Annotated in this window: 19 protein-coding genes; 9 read left to right on the forward strand and 10 right to left on the reverse strand. The window is 61.6% G+C overall.

Annotated features, from left to right (window positions below; translation table 11 throughout):
- Positions 1-277 precede the first annotated feature (277 nt).
- From K9857_RS16985 to K9857_RS16995, 3 genes are all read left to right on the forward strand, one after another.
- Positions 278-700 (forward strand): response regulator, encoded by a 423-nt coding sequence (locus K9857_RS16985; protein ID WP_224537656.1) that lies wholly within the window; start codon positions 278-280, stop codon positions 698-700.
- A gap of 80 nt (positions 701-780) precedes the next feature.
- Positions 781-1,401 (forward strand): response regulator transcription factor, encoded by a 621-nt coding sequence (locus K9857_RS16990; RefSeq protein ID WP_224537658.1) that lies wholly within the window; start codon positions 781-783, stop codon positions 1,399-1,401.
- A complete protein-coding gene (locus tag K9857_RS16995) occupies positions 1,402-4,635 on the forward strand; it encodes a transporter substrate-binding domain-containing protein (protein ID WP_224537660.1) in 3,234 nt (1,077 codons plus the stop codon).
- Here the strand turns inward: K9857_RS16995 and dkgB are convergent.
- Together dkgB and K9857_RS17005 are read right to left on the reverse strand one after the other, a co-directional pair.
- Complete coding sequence (gene dkgB / locus K9857_RS17000; RefSeq protein ID WP_224537662.1) at positions 4,632-5,435, reverse strand: 2,5-didehydrogluconate reductase DkgB; 804 nt, start codon at positions 5,433-5,435, stop codon at positions 4,632-4,634. The genes K9857_RS16995 and dkgB overlap by 4 nt on opposite strands.
- A 262-nt stretch (positions 5,436-5,697) precedes the next feature.
- The gene (locus K9857_RS17005) at positions 5,698-6,237 is read right to left on the reverse strand and encodes a PaaI family thioesterase (protein WP_224537663.1); all 540 of its coding nucleotides are present in this window, start codon (positions 6,235-6,237) and stop codon (positions 5,698-5,700) included.
- Between the two features lie 195 nt (positions 6,238-6,432).
- On the opposite strand from K9857_RS17005, the gene K9857_RS17010 reads away from it, so the two are divergent.
- Positions 6,433-7,299, forward strand: a complete 867-nt coding sequence (locus tag K9857_RS17010) for a pirin family protein (RefSeq protein ID WP_224537665.1) — start codon at positions 6,433-6,435, stop codon at positions 7,297-7,299.
- Positions 7,300-7,658: 359 nt separating this feature from the next.
- Complete coding sequence (locus K9857_RS17015; protein WP_224537666.1) at positions 7,659-9,101, forward strand: mechanosensitive ion channel domain-containing protein; 1,443 nt, start codon at positions 7,659-7,661, stop codon at positions 9,099-9,101.
- Between the two features lie 124 nt (positions 9,102-9,225).
- On the opposite strand, the gene K9857_RS17020 is transcribed toward K9857_RS17015, so the two are convergent.
- From K9857_RS17020 to K9857_RS17030, 3 genes are read right to left on the reverse strand one after another with little or no spacing between them, the layout of a single operon-like run.
- Positions 9,226-11,598 carry a TonB-dependent receptor gene (locus tag K9857_RS17020; RefSeq protein WP_224537668.1) on the reverse strand — a complete coding sequence of 791 codons (2,373 nt, stop codon included), beginning with the start codon at positions 11,596-11,598 and terminating at the stop codon, positions 9,226-9,228.
- A 15-nt stretch (positions 11,599-11,613) separates the two neighbouring features.
- On the reverse strand, positions 11,614-12,573 hold the full coding sequence (locus K9857_RS17025) for a FecR domain-containing protein (protein WP_224537670.1): 960 nt from the start codon (positions 12,571-12,573) through the stop codon (positions 11,614-11,616).
- Positions 12,573-13,079 carry a sigma-70 family RNA polymerase sigma factor gene (locus K9857_RS17030; protein WP_224537700.1) on the reverse strand — a complete coding sequence of 169 codons (507 nt, stop codon included), beginning with the start codon at positions 13,077-13,079 and terminating at the stop codon, positions 12,573-12,575. The genes K9857_RS17025 and K9857_RS17030 overlap by 1 nt, the downstream gene beginning before the upstream one ends.
- A gap of 217 nt (positions 13,080-13,296) precedes the next feature.
- Here K9857_RS17030 and K9857_RS17035 point away from each other — a divergent pair, with 217 nt between their 5' ends.
- Positions 13,297-13,737 (forward strand): carboxymuconolactone decarboxylase family protein, encoded by a 441-nt coding sequence (locus K9857_RS17035; protein ID WP_224537672.1) that lies wholly within the window; start codon positions 13,297-13,299, stop codon positions 13,735-13,737.
- A gap of 160 nt (positions 13,738-13,897) precedes the next feature.
- On the opposite strand, the gene K9857_RS17040 is transcribed toward K9857_RS17035, so the two are convergent.
- The 4 genes from K9857_RS17040 to K9857_RS17055 all read right to left on the reverse strand — a co-directional run bounded on the left by K9857_RS17040 (position 13,898) and on the right by K9857_RS17055 (position 18,933).
- Complete coding sequence (locus tag K9857_RS17040; protein WP_224537673.1) at positions 13,898-15,490, reverse strand: DHA2 family efflux MFS transporter permease subunit; 1,593 nt, start codon at positions 15,488-15,490, stop codon at positions 13,898-13,900.
- Positions 15,487-16,608: an HlyD family secretion protein gene (locus tag K9857_RS17045; RefSeq protein ID WP_224537675.1), complete on the reverse strand. Its 1,122-nt coding sequence runs from the start codon at positions 16,606-16,608 to the stop codon at positions 15,487-15,489. Before K9857_RS17045 ends, K9857_RS17040 begins: the two co-directional genes overlap by 4 nt.
- A 364-nt stretch (positions 16,609-16,972) precedes the next feature.
- Positions 16,973-18,154, reverse strand: coding sequence for an acetyl-CoA C-acyltransferase family protein (locus K9857_RS17050; protein ID WP_224537677.1), 1,182 nt, complete (start codon positions 18,152-18,154; stop codon positions 16,973-16,975).
- Between the two features lie 20 nt (positions 18,155-18,174).
- Complete coding sequence (locus K9857_RS17055) at positions 18,175-18,933, reverse strand: enoyl-CoA hydratase (RefSeq protein WP_224537678.1); 759 nt, start codon at positions 18,931-18,933, stop codon at positions 18,175-18,177.
- Between the two features lie 217 nt (positions 18,934-19,150).
- Between K9857_RS17055 and K9857_RS17060 the strand changes: the two genes are divergently transcribed.
- The 3 genes from K9857_RS17060 to K9857_RS17070 are packed head-to-tail and all read left to right on the forward strand — an operon-like array spanning position 19,151 to position 22,626.
- Positions 19,151-20,257, forward strand: coding sequence for a polyamine ABC transporter substrate-binding protein (locus K9857_RS17060; protein ID WP_224537680.1), 1,107 nt, complete (start codon positions 19,151-19,153; stop codon positions 20,255-20,257).
- Positions 20,258-20,287: 30 nt separating this feature from the next.
- Positions 20,288-21,721, forward strand: coding sequence for an aminotransferase (locus K9857_RS17065; protein ID WP_224537682.1), 1,434 nt, complete (start codon positions 20,288-20,290; stop codon positions 21,719-21,721).
- Positions 21,718-22,626 carry a helix-turn-helix domain-containing protein gene (locus K9857_RS17070; RefSeq protein ID WP_224537684.1) on the forward strand — a complete coding sequence of 303 codons (909 nt, stop codon included), beginning with the start codon at positions 21,718-21,720 and terminating at the stop codon, positions 22,624-22,626. The genes K9857_RS17065 and K9857_RS17070 overlap by 4 nt, the downstream gene beginning before the upstream one ends.
- Before the next feature lie 315 nt (positions 22,627-22,941).
- Here the strand turns inward: K9857_RS17070 and K9857_RS17075 are convergent, their stop codons facing one another.
- On the reverse strand, positions 22,942-23,250 hold the full coding sequence (locus tag K9857_RS17075) for an addiction module antidote protein (RefSeq protein ID WP_224537685.1): 309 nt from the start codon (positions 23,248-23,250) through the stop codon (positions 22,942-22,944).
- Positions 23,251-23,386 lie beyond the last annotated feature (136 nt).

The following is a 23,386-nucleotide window of genomic DNA, read 5'->3' on the forward strand; positions in this document are numbered from 1 at the left end:
AATGCCGGAGCGAAGGGATCCCGAGCCTCAGCGAGGGACCGAACGTCGGGGCGAGACCTTTGCTTCCTTTGGGGCGTTTGCCAAAGGGAGTCGGCCGCCAGGCCGAAACACAGAAAGCAGCCGTTACCGAAGCATCGGATCTGCCCACAACCGAAAGACCACAAAACCACCCCGTCCAACTAAGAGGTCCTGTATTTAGGAAAAGTCCTACAGAAACCCCCGAGCCTCTTCCGTAGCCTTGCGCGCCTCATCAATCGGACCCGCTGCGGAGGTCATATTGCCAAAATCATCACGCATCCTGATCGCGGACGAACAGCACTTCAATCGGCTGCGGATCGAGCGTCAGTTCAATCAGCTCGGCTACTTCGGCGTGGCGCCGGTGCAGAGCCTGGACGAACTGCTGATCCTGGTCGAATACGCCAGCGAGCCCTTCGACCTGCTGCTGGTAAATGCAGCCATGGCGGGCGGCAAGCTGGACCTGCTGGATTTCTGTCTCGACAACGGTCAACTCGATCGCGTGTTGATCTACGACGGCAAGCAGGCGCACTTGCCCGCGATCCCCACGCAAAGGCCGCGGAAGGTTCAGGTGAGCCACGCCGTACTGCCGGATTCGGGGATGATCCACGGGCTGATGGCCGTCCCGATCCAGGTCGACCGTTCGTCGGAACTGTCATTTCTGTCAGGTAGCCCGGCACACTGATCCGTGCAAAAGTCTATGCGCAGCCGCTGCGTCTAATCCGGGCATTGCCCACTCGTCGTGTTTTTGCTCAGGGAGTTGCCATGAGAAAAGGGCTCGTTGTGGACGATCATCCGGTGATTCTCGGCGCCGTCAAAATCGTACTCAAGCAGGAGGGATTCCAGCGTATTCATGAAGCCCACAGTGGCAACGAAGTACTGCCGATGATCCGGGAGCACAAACCCGACATTGTGATACTGGATCTGAACATCCCATACCTTGACGGATTGGAAGTACTGACGCGGATCAAAGCGGGCAACATGGGCTGTCGCGTGGTGGTCTTCACTTCCCAGGAGCCGCTGTTCTATCAGGATCGATGCATGCGGGCCGGCGCGTCGGCCTACGTCCCCAAGACCAATAATCTCGAACATCTGCAAAAAGCCGTCCGTGCGGTGATGGGCGGCTACACCTATTTCACCCAGCTGCCGACGAGTCAGGTGACTACATTGCAGCGCAGTGAAAAAGAAATGATCGATCAGCTGTCGGACCGCGAGCTGACCATTTTCCAGCATCTGGCCCGGGGTATCAGCAACAAGGAAATCGCCGCCGTCCTGCATCTGAGCCACAAGACCGTCAGCACCTACAAAACCCGCTTGATCGAAAAGCTAAACGTGGATTCGTCGGTCCATCTGCGCGATCTCGCTCTGCGCAATCATCTGATCTGAATGAACTCTCTTCGACATTTGCGTTGCCTGATCCTGCTGCTGCCCATTCTTTATCTATGGACATTAAGCGCCAGCGCACAGCCACAAACCTTGAATTTGCTGGGACGTTCTAGCGTGGACGGTTACAGCGTCAGGCTGCCCGCGGGCGACTGGCGCTGGCTGCAGCAAAAGGGCCGCCTGACCCTGGCCGTCTCCGCCCCGGACTACCCGCCGTTCGACATCACTGCCACCGGCAACAGCCTGGAAGGGATAACCGCCGATTACATCGGGCTGCTCCAGCAACTGTTGCGCATCGAGATCGACATTCAACGCTACGCCTCGCGAGAAGAAGCCGTCCGCGCGCTCAAGCAGGGCGAGGTGGACCTGCTGGGCACGGCCAACAGCTATGAAACCCAGGACCCGCAACTGCAGATGTCCAGTGCCTACGCGGTGGACCAGCCGGTGCTGGTGACCCGCACCGATTCCTCCTGGCTGCCGGACCCGGCGCTGGCCGGCAAGCGCCTGGCGATGCTCTACCACTACCTGCCCGAACGGAACGTGCAACAGTTCTATTCCCAGGCTCAGGTTCAACTGTTCCCCTCGACCCTGGCGGCGGTGGGCGCCGTGGCGTTCGGTCAGGCCGATGTCTACCTGGGCGATGCGATCAGCGCCCACTACCTGATCCGCAAAAACTACCTCAACAACGTGCAACTGGCCGACTTCTCGCTCATGGAATCGGGGCGTTTCGCCTTTGCCATGAGCGGCGACAACAACCAGCTGCTGCGCATCGTCAACCAGGCGCTGGCGGTGATTCCGGCCAATGAGCAGATGAACATCCTGCGGCGCTGGGGTGCGAGCGATGTGTCGATGCCCGGCACGCAATCCCTGCAATTGAGCGTGGCCGAGCAACGCTGGCTCGATCAGCACCCGCGGGTGCGGGTGGCGATCAACGAAAACATCGCGCCGATCACCTTCATCGACGGCGATAGCAAATTTCGCGGCATTGGTGTCGATGTGCTGGCGAAAATCAGCCTGCGCACCGGCCTGCAATTCGACATCCGCGCCATGCCGTCGGTGGCCGAGATGGTCAAGGCGATCAAAAGCGGTGAGATCGACGTACTGGCCGGGATCGGCCTGAGCTCCCAGCGTGAGGAAGACTTGCTGTTCACCCGGGCGTTCCTGACCAGCCCTTCGGTGCTGGTGACCCGGGTGGCGCCGGACAGCCCCAAGGTCCTCGACCAGATGGCCGGAAAGACCCTGGCCCTGACCCAGGGCAATATCGCCGGAGAATTCGTGCGCCAACACTTCCCGCTGATCCGCTGCATGGATGCGCCGCTGTCGGCCGATGCCATGGAACTGGTCGCCCAAGGCAAGGCCGACGGCAGTATCAATTCACTGATCAGCGCCCGTTATCTGATTTCCCGGCAATACCGCGATCGCCTGCAAGTGAGCAGCACCGTGGGTACCGACCCCGCCCGCAGCACCCTGGCCACCAGCCGCCAGGCGACCGAACTGCACTCGATCCTCGACAAGGCGCTGTTGAGCATCCCTCCCGAAGAAATCGAAGAACTGACCCTGCCCTGGCGCAACGATCTGATGGTGGAGCAGAGCTACTGGCTGCGTCATCGGCAGAACATTTTCCAGGGCTTCGTCGCCGCCGGCGTCCTGCTGACCCTGGCCCTGAGCGCGATGGCCTGGCAGCGTCGGCAGATCCGCCAGCGCCAGCAGTGGCTGCGACAATTGCAGGAAGCCAAGGACGCCGCCGACGATGCCAACCGGGCCAAGACCACCTTCCTGGCGACCATGAGCCACGAGATCCGCACGCCGATGAACGCGCTGATAGGCATGCTGGAACTGGCACTCAAGCGAGCCGACGAGGGCGTGACCGACCGCGCGGCCATCGAGGTGGCGTCCAATGCCGGGCAGCAATTGCTCGGATTGATCGGTGACATTCTCGACATTGCACGGATCGAATCCGGGCATCTGTCCCTGGCACCGGAACGGGCCAATCTGCAAGCGCTCGTGCTGTCGGTGTGCCGGGTCTTCGAGGGGCTGGCCCGGCAGAAGAACCTGCAATGGCGGGTCGAGGTGGGCGAGCACAGCGATTGCGACTTGCTGATCGACCCCACGCGCTTCAAGCAGATTCTCTCCAACCTGTTGAGCAATGCGATCAAGTTCACCGAACAGGGCGACATCAGCCTGAAATTGCAGGTGACGCCCGCGCCGCTGGATCGGGTCGCGGTCAGCCTGTGCATCGAGGACAGCGGCATCGGCATCAGCGCCTTTGACCAGCAACGGCTGTTCAGCCCGTTCGTGCAGGCCGGCAACAACCCACAATCGAGCCGGCAGGGTTCGGGGCTTGGCTTGGCGATCAGCCGCACCCTGTGCGACATGATGGGTGGTGCGCTCAAGCTCGACAGCGAGCTGGGGCGCGGGACGCGGGTGCAGATCGATCTGAGTCTGGTGGCGCTGCCGGCAGTTGCCTGTGCCGAGTCGGCGCCGGAAGAATCGCCAGTAAAACCCCGTCAGTTGAAGATTCTGGTGGTCGACGATTACCCGGCCAATCGCCTGTTGATGTCACGCCAGCTGGGTTACCTGGGGCATCAGGTCGAGGTCGCGGAGGATGGGCAGCAGGGATTCGAGCGGTGGCGCGAGCAGGTATTCGATCTGCTCATCACCGACTGCAACATGCCGGTGGTCAGCGGCTACGAGCTGGCGGCGGCGATCCGCAAGGAGGAAGGCTTTGACGGTAAGCGGCCGACAGTGATTCTGGGTTTCACCGCCAACGCGCAGCCCGAGGAGAAAAAGCGTTGTCTGGACGCGGGGATGGACGATTGCCTGTTCAAGCCGATTCGACTGGTCGACCTGAGCGCCTGGCTGGCGTCGAAATTTCCGGGGGAGGCGAGCGAACTGCCGGCTAACGCGGAGATTGATCTGAGCGGGCTTCGCCACTTCACCGGTGCTGACGATGAGCTCATCACCCAGCTGTTGCACGATCTGGCGGTGACCAATCGCGAAGACCGTGAACGCTTGTTGCAGGTGCATGCCAGTGGTGATCGCCATGCCGTGCAAGATCTGGCGCACCGGATCAAGGGCGGGGCGCAGATGGTTCAGGCGCAGAATCTGGTGGACTGTTGCGAGCGGCTGGAACAAGCCTGCCGCGACGATGACGCCATACTGATCGACGCGGCTGTCGATCAGTTGCAGCAGGCCATGACCCGTCTGGATCACAGCCTTGGTTCAAACGCCGGTTAATCCCAGAGTGGAGCCAGGCCTTCCGGGCTGGTCAGGCGATGACCGCGGTCGAGGCCGGCGATCAGCGCCATGTCGGCCTCGCTCAGTTTCAGCTCGCAGGCCTTGAGGTTGCTGGCCAAGTTGGCGCGCTTGGTCGAAGACGGGATCACCGCATAACCCGATTGCATGGCCCAGGCCAGGGTCACCTGGGCCGGGGTGGCTTGCAGGCGATCGGCGATCTGCTCGACGACAGGGTCCTTGAGCACTTCACCGTAGGCCAGGGTCATGTACGAGGTGATGTGGATGCCCTGGCTCTGTGCGAACTCGACCACCTTGCGGTTTTGCAGGTACGGATGCAGTTCGATCTGGTTGGTGGCGATGTTCTCGGCACCGACGGCGGCGATGGCCTGTTTCATCAGGTCGACGGTGAAGTTCGACACACCGATCTGCCGGGTCAGGCCCAGGCGTTTGGCTTCGAGCAGGGCGCCCATGAATTCGGCGACCGGCACCTGGTCTTCCGGCGACGGCCAGTGGATCAGGGTCAGGTCCAGGTAATCGGTGCGCAGTTTTTGCAGGCTTTCCTTCAGGCTCTCGATCAGGCGGCCGCCTGCGAAGTTGGCGACCCAGATCTTGCTGGTGATGAACAGCTCTTCGCGGGGGATGCCGCTGGCAGCGATGGCCTCGCCGACTTCGGCTTCATTCTCATAGATCTGCGCGGTGTCGACGGTGCGGTAACCCAGCTCCAGGCCGGTTCGGACCGAATCGATCACCACCTGGCCCTGCAAGCGGAAAGTACCGAGGCCGAAGGCGGGAATAGACATTGAAGACTCCAGTGGTTGCGGTGGGAATGGGCGGCAGTATCCGCATCTGCATCCGTGAGAAAAACCGCTGGAGCGGCAAAGCAATGTTAACCGTAGGTCAAGAATGGGTGTCGGGTCAGTTGGATTGATGGTGTCCGGTCGGGCCTCTTCGCGAGCAAGCCCGCTCCCACAGTTGATCTTCATGTGACACAAATTTTGTGTGTGACAAAAATCCAATGTGGGAGCGGGCTTGCTCGCGAAGGCCGCGACTCGGTCTGAAACCTTACCCCCGAGGCTCAAGAATCATGCAGGTAGTCGTCCCGGTCGCATACAACCGCCCATCCACATCATAAATCCGCCCCTCGGCCAACGCCGTCGAACGCCCCAGATGCACGATCTTGCCCTCGGCCCGCACCGGGCCGCTGGCGCTGTTCAGCGCGCGCACGTAACTGATGCGCAGATCCAGCGTGGTATAGCCCTGGCCCTTTTTCAGCAGGGTATGAATCGCACAACCCATGCACGAATCCAGCAGGGTGGCCGCATAACCGCCATGCACGGTGCCCAACGGATTGTAATGCCGCGAATCCGGCGTGCCCTGGAAAATGAACAAGCCTTCGGACCATTCGATCGGGATGAAATCCATCAAAGTGCCGATCGGCGGCGAGGGCAGGTCACCGTTACCGATGCCATTGAAAAACTCGGTGGGCGTCAGTTGGCTGACTTCGGCCAGGGACAGACTGCCGGGCCCGGCGAGACGGGCGCGCATGGCCTCTTCCTGAGCGATCCATTGGGCGAGCATGGTGTCGCGGTTGGGGCTTTGCATGTTCAGTGGCCTCGCGTGTGTGCGGATATTACGAAGATAATGTCGGTCGATATTATGCGCGAAATAAAATCTACGCCAGCCCGTCATCCATCGTTCTACATACGGGACAATCAGGTCGATTTTTAACGACTAGTGCGTAATTAGTCCCGGCTATAAGCTGGGTTCATGGTTTTCACTCATTTCTCAGGAGACCCCATGAAGAACATCATCGGTATCTACACCAGCCCCCGTGGACATTGGGTCGGCGACGGTTTCCCGGTTCGCACGCTCTTTTCCTATGACCAGATGGGCCAGTACATCAGCCCGTTCCTGCTGCTCGATCACGCAGGGCCCGCGCAATTTTCGCCGACCACCGAGCGTCGGGGTGTGGGCCAGCACCCGCACCGTGGTTTCGAAACCGTGACCATCGTTTACGAAGGTGAACTGGAGCACCGCGACTCCACCGGCAGCGGCGGCAAGATCGGCCCAGGCGACGTGCAATGGATGACCGCCGCCTCGGGGATTCTCCATGAAGAGTTTCACTCCGAAGGATTCGCCAAGAGCGGCGGCACCCTGGAAATGGTCCAGCTGTGGGTCAATCTGCCGGCGAAGGACAAAATGGCCGATCCCGGTTACCAGACCCTTCTCGATGGCGATATCCCGAGCATTGCGCTCAATGACAACGCCGGCAGCCTGCGCCTGATCGCCGGTGAATTCGCCGGTCACAAGGGCGCGGCGCGCACCTTTACGCCGGTGGATGTCTGGGACATTCGCCTGAACGCCGGCAAGTTGCTCACCCTGGATCTGCACGAAGGACGCAATACCGCGCTGGTGGTCCTGCGCGGTGCGGTGCAGATCAATGGTCTGGAGTCGGCAAGTCAGGGGCAGTTGGCATTGTTCGAGCGCAAGGGCGACCGATTGACCCTTGAGGCCAGCGAAGACGCGGTGGTGCTGTTGCTCAGCGGCGAGCCGATTGACGAACCCATCGTCGGCCATGGTCCGTTCGTGATGAACACCGAGCAGGAAATCCACCAGGCCTTCGCCGATTTCCAGTCCGGGCGCTTCGGTCGCATGCAGGCCTGATCCTCCAGCACACCATCCCCCCTGTGGGAGCGGGCTTGCTCGCGAAAGCGTAGTGTCAGTCGACACTTGTATTGACTGACACTACGCCTTCGCGGGCAAGCCCGCTCCCACAAGGATTAGCGGTGGACGCATGGTTTTTGTCCGACACAGGACACTGTGGGAGCGGGCTTGCCCGCGAAGAGGGAGTGTCAGTGCCATTTATGTTGGCTGACACACCGCTTTCGCGAGCAAGCCCGCTCCCACAGGTTTGTGCTCCCGCATTTATTTGTGTTGTCAGCCGGTTTCAGCCAAATCAATTGCTCCTACACTATGGCCAAACTGTGAGATCTTTTGTCATCGTCCTGTGCTGGAGCTGTTTGATGCTGTCGTTGCTCGTCGACCACCCCCTGATCTGCGCACTGATCCTCCTCCTGATCGATCTGGTGTTGTGGCGCTTTATAGGTGTCAATCATCACAACTGGAAATTGCTGGCCAGGCTGGTGATTTTCTCGTTGTTCAGCGTGCTGCTGTTCAACGAGGGCATGAACCCGCTGGAGCCGGCACCCTGGGCGGACAACGTGCCGTTGCATCTGGCGGCCACGGGGTTGCAGATCGGCTGGTGGCTGTTTGCAGCGCGCACACTGACGGTAATGATCGGCGCGGTGATGATGCAGCGCGTGGGGCATACCGGGCGATTGCTGCAGGATTTGCTGGGTGCGGTGATTTTCCTGGTGGCGGTGATCGCGGCTCTGGCTTATGTACTCAACCTGCCGGTCAAGGGCGTGCTGGCCACCTCCGGCGCCCTGGCGATCATCGTCGGTCTGGCGCTGCAAAGTACCCTCAGCGACGTGTTTTCCGGGATTGTCCTCAATACCACCAAGCCCTATCAGATCGATGACTGGATCGCCATCGACAATACCGAGGGCCGGGTCATCGATATCGACTGGCGAGCCACGCGGCTGCAGACCTCCCAGGGCAGCATGATCGTGATCCCCAATTCCCTGGCGGCCAAGGCCAAGATCACCAACTTCAGCCGGCCCAGCGATATGTTTGGCCTGTCGGTCAGCCTGCAGGTCAGCCCTCATGTCAGGCCGCAAACCGTCATCGATGCGCTGGAGCGGGCGATGCAGGGTTGCCGCATTCTATTGAGCCAGCCAGGGCCTAAAGTGGCGCTCAAAAGCTCGACTCCCAATGGTGTTGAATACGAGATCAGCGGTTTTGTCGCCGCGATGGGTGAAAAGCGCACGGTGCGTAACCAGCTGTTCGATCTGGCCTACCGACACCTGCGGGCGGCCGGGGTGAACCTGCTGTCGAGCGTGGAAACCAGCCCCGCCAGCGACCTGTCACGGCAACGGGCACTGATCGACAGTTCGCCGATCTTCTCCACCTTGCGCCAGGAAGAAAAGGAAACCTTCAGCCAGAACATGACCCAGCAGGACTTCCGCGCCGGGGAGACGATTTTGGCGGCGGGGGAGGTGAGCGATCATCTGTTCATCGTCGAGTCCGGGGTGATCACGGTCTCGCTGAACGTCAACGGTACAGTGATAGAAACCGGGCGCATGGGGCCGGGAGAAGTCATCGGCGAAGCCGGCATCCTGACCGATAGCGCGCTGCCGGCCGAGTTCGCGGCGAAAACTGCCTGCACGCTGTTCCGTATCGAAAAAGGCTATCTGCTGCCTTGTCTGGCCGCCCGTCATGACATCAATGATGCGATGAAGACGTTGCTGGATTTCCGTTTGAACAAGGTCCAGCAGATGAGCCATCAAGCGCCGGTGGTGGTGCGCAAGAAAGGGTTTTTTCAGTGGTTGCTCAAGCGCGCGTGATGCACATCCTGTAGGAGCGAGCATGCTCGCGATGGAGGTTCAGGCACCGCTGGGTGTCAGGCTGCCAGCGTTATCGTTGACGTCCATCGCGAGCATGCTCGCTCCTACAGGGGGCGGGGTGAAATCAGAAATCCAGGGTCGCCGATAGCTTCAACGTCCGCGGCGTACCCTGGGTCAGATACCCGCCATTGGCCGAAGCCCAATACGCCTCATTGGCCACATTCTCCAGATTCGCCCGCAACGTAATCTCCCGCTCATCAACCCTGAACCCATACCGCGCCCCCAGATCGAACCGGTTCCACGCCGGTATGCTCTGGGTATTGGCCGCATTCAGATACTGCCCACCGGTGCGCAACATCCGCGCATTGAGCGCCGCGCCTTCGATCCCCGGCACATCCCAATCCGCCCCGAGGTTGAACTGAAATCGCGGCACGCCGACCGCGCGGTTGCCATCGTTGATGCCATTGGCGCTGCCCTCGATCTCCGTCTTCATGAAGGTCGCCCCGCTGAGCAGACGCAGGCCATCGAGGGGTTCGCCATACAGGTTCAATTCCACCCCTTTGTTCAACTGTCGGCCATCGACGCGAAACACGCCATCCTGGGTATAGCTCGACGGTTGTTCGATGCGATACGCCCCAAGACTCGCGCCGTAGCTGCCCATGTCCAGGCGCACGCCGGCTTCGACCTGCTTGCTGCGCACCGGGGCGAAGGTTTCGTCGCGGTTCAGTGAAGTGGTCGGGGGTGTCGGGCCCTTGGCCAGGCCTTCGATGCGGTTGGCGTAGAACGATACGTGGTCCCAGGGCTTGAACATCAGGCCGAACACCGGTGTGGTGATCGACGCGTCATAGCTGGACGTCCGGGCGCCGGTGGTGGTGCTCCAGCCATCGACCTTCAACGACTGCCGACGCGCACCCAACGTCAGCAAAACCCGGTCGTCGACAAAACCGAGGGTGTCGGCAATCGCAACGCTGCGCAGCTGATTCTTGCCGACGATCCGTGGGTCATGAATGTCGCTGCCGAACGATGTGGCCGCCGGCCGCGGCTGCTGGCTGACGTCATACAGATTGGTGCTGTAGCGCCCGACGCTGCCGATGGTTTCGAAGGCCGAACGCTGTTCACCCCAGATACCGGCCACTCCGGCGTTCAATTGATGGCTGATCGCACCGGTTTGCAGACGACCATTGAGGCCCGCCATCAGGCTGCGATTGTCTTCGTCGTGGGGCGGATAAAGCATGCCGCCGAGCGCACTGCCGTCCAGATCGGTGACGGTCAGCGACGAGTACACGCCGTTTTCCCGGGTGTGCTTGGCGCCGCCCGCGATGTAGCCGGTCCAATTGTCGCTCAGGTCATATTCGGCGCGGGCCATGCCGAAGGTGTCCTCAAGCTGCGAGTAACTCCAATCCTGCGCATAACCTTTGTTGGCGTCCGGCGCCTTGGGCACTTTGCTCAGGGACGAATCGACGTAAACCACGGCGCGGCCCTGATTGATCACCTGCTTCTGATAACCCAGATCCGCCGACAGACGCAGACGCTCACCGCGATAATCCAGGCCCAGACTGACCAGCGAAGTGCGCTGGTCTTCGTCGTCGACAGCGCTATCGCCCTCGCGCTGCAGCAGGTTGAGCCGCGCGCCGAACCGGTTGTCCTCACCGAAGCGCTGGCCCAGGTCCAGATGCCCACCGATGCGTGAGTCGCTGCTGTAATCCAGGCTGATACGCCGGGTCGGTGTATCGCTGGCGCGTTTGGGTTGCACATTGACCGCGCCGCCGATGCCGCTGCCGCTGGGGGGCACCCCGTTGATGAAGGCGCTCGGGCCCTTGAACAGCTCGACCCGCTCCATCGCCTCGGTGGCGATGATCTGGCGCGGCAGCACGCCGTACAGGCCACCCCAGGAAATGTCATCGGTGGCCAGTGGCAATCCGCGAATGATGAACACCTGAGAGAAGTTGCCGAACCCGGCGGACTGGCGCACCGACGCGTCATTGAGCAGCACGTCGCCAACGGTTCGCGCCTGCTGGTCGGCGATGGTTTTGGCGGTGTAGCTGGTGACGCTGAAGGGCAGGTCGTTCAGGGCCTGCTGACCGAGCAGGCCGATCTGCGCATCACGGGCCACTTGCCCGCCGCCGTAGGTGTCGGCGGCATTGGCCAGGGCGTTGACGTTGGTTTCGTCCAGTTCCAGCGTGGTCGGGGCTTTGAGGGTGTAGCCGTTATCGCCGGTGCTGACCAGCGCAAGTCCGCTGCCTTCCAGCAATTGCGCGAAGCCACTTTCCGCGCTGTAGGCCCCGTTGAGTCCGGGGCTCTGGCGATTGCCCAGCAGCGCCGGATCGAACGACAACGGCACGCCCATGCTCACCGCAAACTGCGCCAGCACCTGGCTCAGCAAGCCCGGAGCAATGACGATGTTGCGGCTGGTGGCGAGGCTTTCGATCGCCTGGCCGTGCAGCGGCAACAACGCCGAGCAGGCCAGAACCATGCGCAGGAAAGAGGAACTGAACATCACAGACTGACCGCGTCAGACCCTCGGTTCGACCGACAGCCAGTAGCGGGTCATGCGGCTGATGTTCAGCGGCAGGGTATCGCTGAGCAGGCGCAGGCTGGCGTCGGTGTCGCGCAGGGAAAACGCCCCCGAGACCCGCAGCGCCGCGACATCCGGATGGCAGCGCAGTACACCCGGGCGATAGCGGCCAAGCTCGCCGAGCAACTGGTCCAGGCGCATGTTGTTGGCCAGCAGCATGCCTTTGTCCCAGGCTACGGCGGCGGCATCGAAGGATTCGGCGGCATCGAAGCGGCTCTGGGTGAAGCTCTGGCGCTGGCCGGCGTTGAGGGTCGAACTCTGCTGGAGCAATTGCGGGGTGATCACCGCTTGGCCTTCGAGAACGGACACGTGGCTGCGAGCGCCTTCGGTGCGCACGCAAAAACGAGTGTCCACGGCGCGGGCGATGCCCTGGGGCGTTTCGACGATAAAGGGGCGGGCGCTGAGGTCTTTCGCCGTGCGGATCAGCACCTCGCCATCGAGCAGCAGGACACGTCGCTCCGAAGCATTGAAGGCAATGTTCACCGCGCTGTCGGTGTTGAGCAGCAGCTGGCTGCCATCGGGCAATTGCAGGTTTTTCTGCTCGCCCACGGCGGTGCGCTGATCGGCGGTCCATTGCTCCCACGGCAGATGCTGCGAAGCAAAGCCCAAGGGACCGGCCATTAGCAGCAGGCCCAGGCGAGTGAGAGTCTGGCGACGAGTGAGGCCGTCCTTGCGCGCAGCCCGTTGCAAAGTCTGGATCGCCAGATTGGCCGGCACACTGCGGAACTCGCCCAGCAGCACTTCGGCCCGCTGCCAGGCCTGAGCGTGTTCCAGGCTGCGGCTGCGCCATTGGGCGATGGCCTGATGGTCGGCAGCGGTGGCGGTGCCGGAGTGCAACTGCACCAGCCAGTCGGCGGCTTCACCGAGAATCTGCGGGTTGATCATCGAAGAATTCATCAGGCGACACTCAGGCAGGCAATGAACGCCGCGCGCATGTGGCGCTTGACGGTGATCAGCGAGACATTCAGGCGGGTGGCGATCTGCGCGTAGGTCAGGCCTTCGATCTGCGACAGCAAAAAGGTATCGCGGGTCGCCTTGGGCAATTCCCGCAGCAGGGCTTCGATGCGCCACAGGGTTTCGAGGATCAGCAGGCGGGTTTCCGGCGACGGTACTTCGGCCACCGGCAGATGGGCGATGGTTTCCAGATAGGCACGCTCGATGTCCTGGCGACGCCAGCGGTCGATCACCAGCCCTTTGGCAATGTGCGTCAGCAGCGCCCGGGGTTCGCTGCCCAGCGGTTTGACCACCTGACGGGTCAACAGGCGCAGGAAGGTATCGTGGGCCAGATCGGCCGCATCGCAGCGGTTACCCAGTTTGCGGTGCAACCAACCCTGCAGCCACCCGTGGTGTTCGCTGTAGAGGTTATGGACTTGCTGGTTCAGAGGCTGATCGGCGGACGACATGGCGGGCAGATACTCGACTCGGGCATCCTGCGGGAGTGTGTAATTAAGAATTGATCGCATTCTAGTGGCCATCAGTGATTGCTTGCAATTCTCATTTGGAACTTTCTTTCAAAGCCTCCGCCAATGGCCTACTCGTCTTCCAGAAGATTGGATATTTGTGCAAGGCGCCCGCGGGTCTAACGTAGTCACACACCCACTTTTTCCCCGGAGCACGTAAATGCAACCGCGCATCGATTTCTACACCGCTTCCCCTGACGCCCTCAAAGCCATGATTGCCCTGGAAACCGCCGTCTCCAAGCTGCCGCTGGAGAAGAGCCTGATCGAACTGGTCAAGCTGCGCGCCTCGCAAATCAACGGCTGCGCCTTCTGCATCGACCTGCACACCACCGACGCCCTCAAGGCCGGCGAAACTACCCGTCGCCTGTTCGGTGTGTCCGCCTGGCGCGAAACGCCGTTCTTCACCGACCGTGAACGCGCCGCGCTGCTGTGGACCGAGTCCCTGACTCAGCTCAGCCTGACCAAAGCCCCGGACGAGGACTACGAAGTGGTCAAGGCACAGTTTTCGGAAAAGGAAATGGTCGACCTGACTGTCGCTATCAGCACCATCAACAGCTGGAACCGTCTGGCGGTTGGCTTCCGCAAAATGCCTCAGGCCTGATTTTCACCTCCGCACCTGATCGTTCCCACGCTCCGCGTGGGAATGCCTCAAGGGACGCTCCGCGTTCCAGCCTTCATTCTGATTTCTGATCGGGTACCGATGGGACGCGGAGCGTCCCGGGCTGCGTTCCCACGCGGGAGCGTGGGAACGATCACACCCATCAATGCGCATCCGCACTCGGCGCCGCCGGTGGTTGCACCTTGCGCATCAAGGGCACCATCGCCGTGGCGACGATGAAGCAGGCCATGATCATCAGGAACGCATCTCCGTAGGTTTGCGTCTGCGCTTCGCGAAAGGTCAGTTGCCATAGCTGATGCAGGCTGGCGGTGACGCCGGCTTCGCCGCTCTGGCCCAGGGCGGCGAAGTTGTTGCCGACCTGGGACAGCCACTGGTTGAGGGCCTCGTTGCTGCTGTTGAGGTTTTCCGCCAAGCGAGTGAAGTGCAGGTTGGTGCGGTCGTTGAGGATGGTCGCGCAGGCGGCGATGCCGATGGCGCCGCCCAGGTTGCGCATCAGGTTGAACAAGCCCGAGGCATGCTTGAGCCGCGCCGGTGCCAGTCCGCCCAGGGTCAGGGTCACGGTGGGCGGCACTGCCAGTTGCTGGGCAATGCCGCGCAAGGCTTGCGGCAACATCAACTCCCTGGCTCCCCAGTCATGGGTGATCGGGCTGAAATCCCACATCGACAGGGCGAACAGCCCAAGGCCGGTCATCATGATCCAGCGCAGGTCGATGCGGTTGGCCAGAAAGGCGTACAGCGGAATCGCCATCAGCTGGAACACACCGGTGGAGAAAATCGCCAGACCAATGTCCAGCGCGCCGTAGCCACGCACCCGGCCGAGAAACAGCGGCGTCAGGTAAATGGTGGCGAACAGGCCGATGCCGGTGATGAACGAGAAGAAACAGCCGAGGGCGAAGTTGCGGTCTTTCAGGGCGCGCAGATCGACAATCGGGTTGGCCACATGCAGGCTGCGGCCGATGAACGCAAGGCCAGCCAGGCCGCTGATCCACGCGGTGGTCAGGATCGTGCTGTCGCTGAACCAGTTCCAGCGCGGGCCTTCTTCGAGGGTGTATTCCAGGCAGCCGAGGAACAGCGCCAGAAACACCATGCTTATATAGTCGGCGCCCTTGAGCAGCGACAGTTCCGGCTGGTCGATTTTCACCAGCATCGGCACCGCCACGGCGACGAAAATCCCCGGCACCAGGTTGATGTAGAACAGCCAGTGCCAGGATGAAACATCGGTAATCCACCCACCGATGACCGGCCCCAAGGTAGGTGCCAGCGAAGCCACCGCACCAATGGTCGCCGCCGCGATCACCCGTTGCTTGCCGCTGAAAAACACGAACGCCGTGGTGAACACCAGCGGGATCATCGAGCCGCCGAGAAAACCTTGCAGGGCCCGGAAGGCAATCATGCTCTGGATGTTCCAGGCCAGGCCGCAGAGCAGGCTGGTCAGGGTGAAGCCCACCGCTGATGCGCAAAACAGCCAGCGGGTGGAAAACACCCGCGAGAGCCAGCCGGACAGCGGGATCACGATGATTTCGGCGATCAGGTAGCTGGTCTGTACCCAGGCGGTTTCGTCGGTGCCGGCGGAAAGGCCGCCGCCAATGTCGCGCAATGACGCCGAGACGATCTGGATATCCAGCAGCGCGATGAACATGCCGATGCACATGGTGGCGAAGGCAAAGACCTTGGTCGCCGTGGCCATGCTCGCGGCATCGAAAGGTTGCGCCGGGGCGGCGAGGGCGCGGCTCATGGCGCGCTGGCCACGGCAGGCGCGTCCGGCGCTTTGCGGGTGTCCACTTCGGCGGTGACCGACAGGCCGGGACGCAGGTGACCCAGCACGCTGTCGGCCGGGTCCAGGTGAATGCGCACCGGCACCCGCTGGACGATCTTGGTGAAGTTGCCGGTGGCGTTTTCCGGCGGCAACACGCTGAACTGTGAGCCGCTGGCCGGCGCCAGGCTATCGAGATGACCGTGGAATTCCTGGCCCGAGAGCACGTCGGCATGTATCACCACCCGCTGCCCCGGCACCATGCGCGCCAGTTGGTCTTCCTTGAAGTTGGCATCGACCCACAGGCCGCTGGTGGGCACCACCGCCAGCATTTGCGAACCGGCCTGGGCATAGGCGCCGACCCGGGCGCGGCGATTGCCAATCACCCCGTCGACCGGTGCGCGCAGTTCGGTGTAGCCGACGTTCAACTGCGCCAGATCACGTTCGGCGCGGGCCTGAATCAACGCCGCGCGGGCTTGCTGTTTCTGCGTGGCGATCACGTTCAATTGACGTTGCGCGGCCAGCAATTCGGCCTGGGCGCGGCTGCTGAGTGCCTGGGCGGTCTTGAAGGTGGCATTGGCCCGTTGCGCGCTTTCCACCGAGACCGCGTTGGTGCTCACCAGCTTTTTGTAGCGCGCATCGTCATCCCGGGAGCGAGAGGTTTCGGCACCGGCGGCATCAATGCCGGCGCGGGCCTGACCGATCACCGCCTGTTGCAGCTGTTCGGTGGCGTCGAGGTTGGCGAGCAGAGCTTCCTCGGCCGCCACCGCGCCTTCGGCCTTGGCCAGGTTGGCGCGGTAGTCACGGGAATCGAGGCGAATCAGCACATCCCCAGCCTTGACCTGCTGGTTGTCGGTCACCAGCACTTCTTCGATGTAGCCGGCGACCTTCGGCCCGATCACCGTCACGTCGCCGCCGATGTAGGCGTCGTCGGTTTCCTCGATGAAGCGGCCAGCGGTCCACCAATGGGCGCCATACACGCCGGCCAGCACCAGGGCAGCGATGCCGACGGTCGGCAGAAGCAGGCGTTTGAGCAGGGGAGGCTTGGGGGTGTTCACCGGGACGGCCAGGTCGGGCTCAACGGAGGGCATGCTGGTCATGAGGATTTCCTGCGGGAAATGGAAAATACATTACACAGGTAATATGACGTATGTAATATTTTGTGGCAATTGAATTTCGATGCCGGTCGTCAGGTGCTCGAGGCAGTCAATGTTGAGGGGAGGGCAGAGAGGTTTTAATTCCGGCGGGTGAAGCCATCGCGGGACCTGTAGCAGCTGGCGAAGCCTGCGTCCGGCTGCGCAGCAGTCGTGAATCCGGAGAACTCGGTCTATCAGACAGATCTGGCGCACAGGTTTTGCGACTGCTGCGCAGCCGGACGCAGGCTTCGCCAGCTGCTACATGGGCCTGATTGGTCATAAGAATCCATGAGCCTGCGCAATCGCACAGGCCCATGGCTTTCCAGGCTTAAGCGCGTTCAAAAATTGCCGCAATCCCCTGACCACCACCAATGCACATGGTCACCAGCGCATAACGCCCGCCAGTGCGATGCAACTCATGGATAGCCTTGGTCGCGATGATGGTGCCGGTGGCGCCTACCGGGTGACCCAGGGCAATGCCGGAGCCGTTCGGGTTGACCTTGGCCGGGTCCAGATCCAGTTCCTGGCTGACGGCGCAGGCTTGCGCGGCGAAGGCGATGTTGGCTTCGATCACGTCAAGGTCCGCGACGGTCAGGCCGGCGCGCTTGAGGGCCAGGCGGGTGGCCGGGATCGGGCCCAGGCCCATCAGTTCCGGCTCGACACCGGCGTGGGCGTAGCTGACCAGACGCGCCATCGGCTTGAGGTTGTTGACCTGCACCGCGCTGGCGGTGGCCATGACGATCGCGGCGGCGCCGTCGTTCAGGCCCGAGGCGTTGCCGGCGGTGACCGAACCGTCCTTCTTGAACGCAGGCTTCATCGCCGCCAGTTGTTCCAGCGAGGTGGCACGCGGATGCTCGTCGACGCTGAACAGCTTGGTTTCCTTGCGATCACGGATTTCGACGGCCGCGATCTGCTCGTTGAAGTAGCCGTTGGCGATGGCGTGAGCCGCGCGCTTCTGGTCTTCCAGGGCCAGGGCGTCCTGCATTTCGCGGGTGATGCCGTTGCGCTCGGCGACGTTCTCGGCGGTGATGCCCATGTGGATGGACTGGAACGGGTCATGCAGGATGCCCAGCATGTAGTCGATGGCCTGGATGTTGCCCATGCGCGCACCCCAACGGGCGGCCGGCATCAGGTAAGGCCCACGGCTCATGGACTCGGCACCGGCGCCGATGGCGATTTCGGCGTCGCCCAGCAGCAGGGTCTGCGCCGCGCTGACGATCGCCTGCAGGCCCGAACCGCACAGGCGGTTGACGTTATAGGCCGGGGTTTCCTTCGGGATACCGGCGTTCATCGCGGCCACGCGGGACAGGTAGGCATCGCGGGTTTCGGTCGGGATCACGTTGCCCATCACCAGATGGCCGACGAGCGCCGGGTCCACGGCGGCCTTTTGCAGGGCGGCCTTGATCGCGGTGGTCGCGAGGTCGACCGGCGGCACGTCTTTGAGCGAGCCGCCGAAGGAACCGATGGCGGTACGGGCGGCGCTGACGACGTAGATTTCCGGGGTGTTCATGGCAGGTTTCCTTTCGGGATTTACTTATCTGTACTGCGATTGAGCAGTGCGTTCAAGGCGGTTTTGGCTTCGGCGCTGTTCAGGCGCTGAATGAACAATTGGTTTTCTTCGCGCAGGGTGGCTTGCAGTTCGGCCATGCCGGGCTGCTTCATCAATTGCCGGGACTGGCGCAGGGATTCCTGGGGCATGGCCAGGAATCGCTGGGCGATTTTCTTCGCACCTGCCAGGCATTGCTCGCCGTCATCGAAGGCTTCGTTGGCCAGGCCCCAGTCCAGCGCATCGGCACCGCTGAAACCTTCGCCCAACAGCAACAGGCGCGCGGCACGGGCCTGACCGAGCAGGCGCGGCAGAATCAGGCTGGCGCCGAACTCCGGGCACAGGCCGAGGTTGACGAACGGCATCCGCAGCTTGGCGTTACGGGTCACCAGCACCTGATCGCAATGCAGCAGCAGGGTGGTGCCGATGCCAATGGCCGCACCACACACCGCGGCGATCAGCGGTTTTTGCAGGTGGGTCACGGCGCGCATCAGGCGGAAGGCCGGGCTGTCCAGGTGAGTCGGCGGTTCTTGCAGGAAGTCCACCAGGTCGTTGCCGCTGGTAAAGCAGTTCGGGCCGCCGGTGAGGATGATCACCCGCACCGCGTCATTCTCGTCAGCGGCAAACAGCTCGTCGGCCAGACGCATGTACATCGCGTTGGTCAGGGCGTTGAGCTTGTCCGGACGGTCGATGGTCAGCGTCAGCACGCCATCGCTCAGTTGTCGTTTGATCAGGTCGGTCATCGAAGGCGCCTGCAGATTCGGTTTGGCGGCCACTTTAAGCGTCAGGCAAACCCCGCTGCTATGACAAAACGGGTCAAACGGGGTGATGCTTTTTGCCATGTCCCGGGGCAAAACAGCGTACACACCCATTCGGGGTATGGTCCGTTTGCCTGAATCGCCCAATAGTAGAGACATCCGCTCATCCAGAGCCGAACTCGCTGAATAAGGTGCATTTGCTATGGGCAAGACACTGCTTAAGGTGATTTCCAGTCTGTTCGTTGTACCGCTGACCCTGAACGCTTACGCCGCGCAAGAGAACGACGCCAACACCCTCAGGTTGTACAACTGGGCGGATTACATCGGCGAAAAGACCCTCGCCAATTTTGAAAAAGAGACGGGCATCAAAGTCATTTATGACACCTTCGATGCCTACGAAACGGTCCAGGCCAAACTGCTCACCGGCCACTCCGGCTACGACCTGATCGTCCTGAACGCCTCGCTTGCGCCGCCGCTGATCAAGGCCAAGGTGTTCCAGCCGCTGGACAAGAAGCTGCTGCCGAGCTGGAGCAACCTCGACCCGAAAGTCATCAACGACCTGCAGGGCTTCGACCCGGGCACCACCTATTCAGCGCCCTACACCTGGGGCAGCAACGGCGTGACCTACAACGTCGACAAGATCAAGGAGCGTATGCCCGACGCGCCGATCGGCTCGCTGGCGATGATCTTCGATCCGAAGATCGTCTCGCGCTTCGCCGACTGCGGCGTGACCCTGCTGGATGCGCCGACCGAAGTGATTCCGCTGGCCCTGAAATACCTGGGCCGAGACCCGCGCAGCGCCAAGCCGGAAGACCTCAAGGCCGCCCAGGACGTGCTGCTGTCGGTGCGCCCGTACATCCGCAAATTCGACTCGGTCAACTACCTGACCAGCCTGCCCAATGGCGATGTCTGCATGGCCATGACCTGGTCCGGCGACTACGCCACCGCGATGGCCCGCGCCGAGGAAGCGAAGAAGCAGATCAACCTGGCCTACTTCATTCCCAAGGAAGGCTCGCTGATCTGGTTCGACAACATGTACATCCCGACCGACGCGCCGCACGTGGCCAACGCCCACAAGTTTCTCGAGTACCTGATGCAGCCGCAGGTAATGGCCGATGTCAGCGATTACATCAACTACGCCAACAGCAACGCGGCCGCAACGCCACTGCTTAACGCCAGCGTGCGTGATAACCCGGCGATTTATCCCGATGAAGAAGTTCGTCAGCGACTGTTCCCGCAAAAGACCCAGGACGCCAAAGACATGCGCGCCATCACGCGGGTCTGGAGCACGGTGAAGAGCGGGATCTGATCGTCAATTTGTTCAGTTTGAGGTTTTTGTATGGCTACTCCAATCAAGGCTACCCCCGTCAGTAAAGTGTTCTCCAAGGCTGAAGCAGCCGCCCTGGTCAAGGCCGACAAGGCCCACCACATGCACGGCTACCACATGTTCGACGAGCACGCCGAACAGGGTTCGCTGAACATCGTTGCCGGCGACGGCGCGTACATTACCGACACCGAGGGCAACCGCTTCCTCGATGCCGTGGGCGGCATGTGGTGCACCAACATCGGCCTGGGTCGCGAAGAGATGGCCGAAGCCATCGCCGATCAGGTGCGGCAGCTGGCCTATTCGAACCCGTTTTCCGACATGTCGAACAACGTGGCGATCCAGCTCTGCGAAAAACTCGCCAGCCTGGCTCCCGGCGATCTCGACCATGTGTTCCTGACCACCGGTGGCTCTACCGCGGTCGACACCGCCTACCGCCTGATCCAGTACTACCAGAACTGCCGCGGCAAGACCGAGAAGAAGCACATCATCGCGCGCTTCAACGCCTATCACGGCTCCACCACTCTGACCATGTCGATCGGCAACAAGGCCGCCGACCGGGTGCCGGAATTCGATTACGTCAACCCGCTGATCCACCACGTCTCCAACCCCAACCCGTACCGGGCGCCGGAGGGCATGGACGAGGCGCAGTTCCTCGAGTTTCTGGTCAAGGAATTCGAAGACAAGATTTTGTCGATTGGCGCAGACAAGGTCGCCGGCTTCTTCGCTGAGCCGGTGATGGGCTCGGGCGGGGTGATCATTCCGCCCAAGGGCTACCTCAAGCGCATGTGGGAAGTCTGCCAGCGCTACGACATCCTGTTCGTCGCCGACGAAGTGGTGACCTCGTTCGGGCGCCTGGGCAAGTTCTTCGCCTCCAAGGACGTGTTCGACGTGCAGCCGGACATCATCACCACCGCCAAGGGCCTGACCTCGGCCTATCTGCCGCTGGGCGCGTGCATCTTTTCCGACCGCATCTGGAAGGTCATCGCCGAGCCGGGCACCGGGCGCTGCTTCACCCACGGCTTCACCTACAGCGGCCATCCGGTGTGCTGCACCGCGGCGCTGAAGAACATCGAGATCATCGAGCGGGAAAACCTGCTGGCCCATGTCGACGATGTCGGCGGCTATCTGGAACAGCGTCTGGGGACTTTGCGCGACCTGCCGTTGGTGGGCGACGTGCGCTGCCTGAAACTGATGGCCTGCGTGGAGTTCGTGGCCGACAAGCGCACCAAGGCGCTGTTCGACGACTCGATCAACATCGGCGAGAAAATCCACTCCCGCGCCCAGGCTCGGGGCTTGCTGGTACGGCCGATCATGCACCTGAACGTGATGTCGCCGCCGCTGATCCTGACGTATGTACAGGTGGACGAGATCGTCGAGATCCTGCGTGAGTGCATCCTGGAAGTGGCGGCCGAGCTTCAGGCGAGCGGCCAGTACGCCGGCCAATGACTTCATCGGTCAGGCTGTTACCAAGGGCTCGTTCTCCCGCTATGCTGCGGGGCATGAATAAACCCGACGACGATACGCTGATCGCGATGCCCTTCGGGGCATTGCACAAATGGCATGGGGGAATGCGCGAGGCATTCGCCCATATCGACGAGCCCGACGCCCTGCAATACCTCGCGTCGGCGCTGGCCCAGCTGGTGTCCATCGAATCGATGATGATCAGCCTGGAACGCAAGGACCGCCCGCCGCAGTTGCTGCATCAGCGCGGAGTCGCCCAGGAGTATCAGGTGTCGATTCTGGAACGCTATTTTTCCGGCGGCTATCTGCTCGACCCGTTCTGCCTGGCGGTGGAGCAGGGCCTGGCGCAAGGCTTCTACCACCTGGAGGAAATCGCTCCGGACAACTTCTTCGACAGTGATTACTACAAGACCTACTACCTCAACGCGGGCTGTTCGGAAGACAGCTACTACATCGTCGACACCGGCAATGACACCAAGATCTCCGTCAGCCTGTACCAGGGTTTCGGCGGTGAATGCCTGCGGGTCGAACACCTGAACCTGCTGCGGGCCGTGGAACCGCTGGTGCGCGAATTCGTCAGCGAATTCAGCCACCGCGGCATGCTGCGCAACAGCGCGATCCAGTGCGACAGCGAACAGAACCTGCGCGACGACCTCAAGCATCGGGTGCAATCGGCGTTCGAACAGTTCGGCGCCGATTTGCTCACCGAACGCGAGCGCGAAGTGGCGCACATGGTGCTGCGTGGCCACTCGGTCAAATCCACCGCCAGCCAGATGAACATCTCCCCTGAGACGGTGCGCATGCATCGCAAGAATCTGTATCTGAAGCTGGAAGTGGGGTCGCAGTCGGAGTTGTTTGCGTTGTTTATTGAGTGGTTGCGAAAGCACTGACCCCGTTCCCTTGTAGGAGCGAGGCTTGCCCGCGAAGGCGCCAGCACATCCGACACTGATGGCGCCTGACACACCGCCTTCGCGGGCAAGCCTCGCTCCTACAGGAATTGGCGGTGAATCTGCGGCCAACCAGAAACCCATGTGGGAGCGGGCTTGCTCGCGAAGAGGCCGTGTCAGTCAACATTTGCATTGCCTGACACACCGCCTTCGCGAGCAAGCCCGCTCCCACGGTAGTCATCAGTCGGGCACAAAATCTGTGATCAACCAAAAATCACTGTGGGAGCGAGCCTGCTCGCGATAAGAAATTGGCTTCACTCAAGAATTCGAGTGATTGATGACATGCCCCGGCTGCGCATACAGATCGATCCCCAGCGCATGAATCACTTTCAAAACCGTCTGAAACCGCGGCTTCGCCCCTGGCGCGAAGGCCTTGTACAGACTCTCGCGACCCATCCCGGAATCCTTGGCAACCTGCGTCATACCCCGAGCCTTCACTACATGCCCGACGGCCCGAAGAAATTCCTCATTGTCCCCATCTGCCAGCACCTGGGACAGGTATTCACTGATGGCCTCATCACTGTCGAGCAGAGCCGCCATGTCGAAAGTCGTCAAAGTCTGGCTCATGGTTAAACCTCCTTTTCCAATGGCCTCAGTTCATTGCTCGACTGTATCCAAATGGATACGGATAAACAGTCAGACATTTCTTCGATGACGGATGGTTTTTTCTGCGGAGGGTGTGGGTGAATGGCAGTGGGGACAC

It is taken from the genome of Pseudomonas sp. REP124 (assembly GCF_020164475.1).
GTDB lineage: Bacteria > Pseudomonadota > Gammaproteobacteria > Pseudomonadales > Pseudomonadaceae > Aquipseudomonas.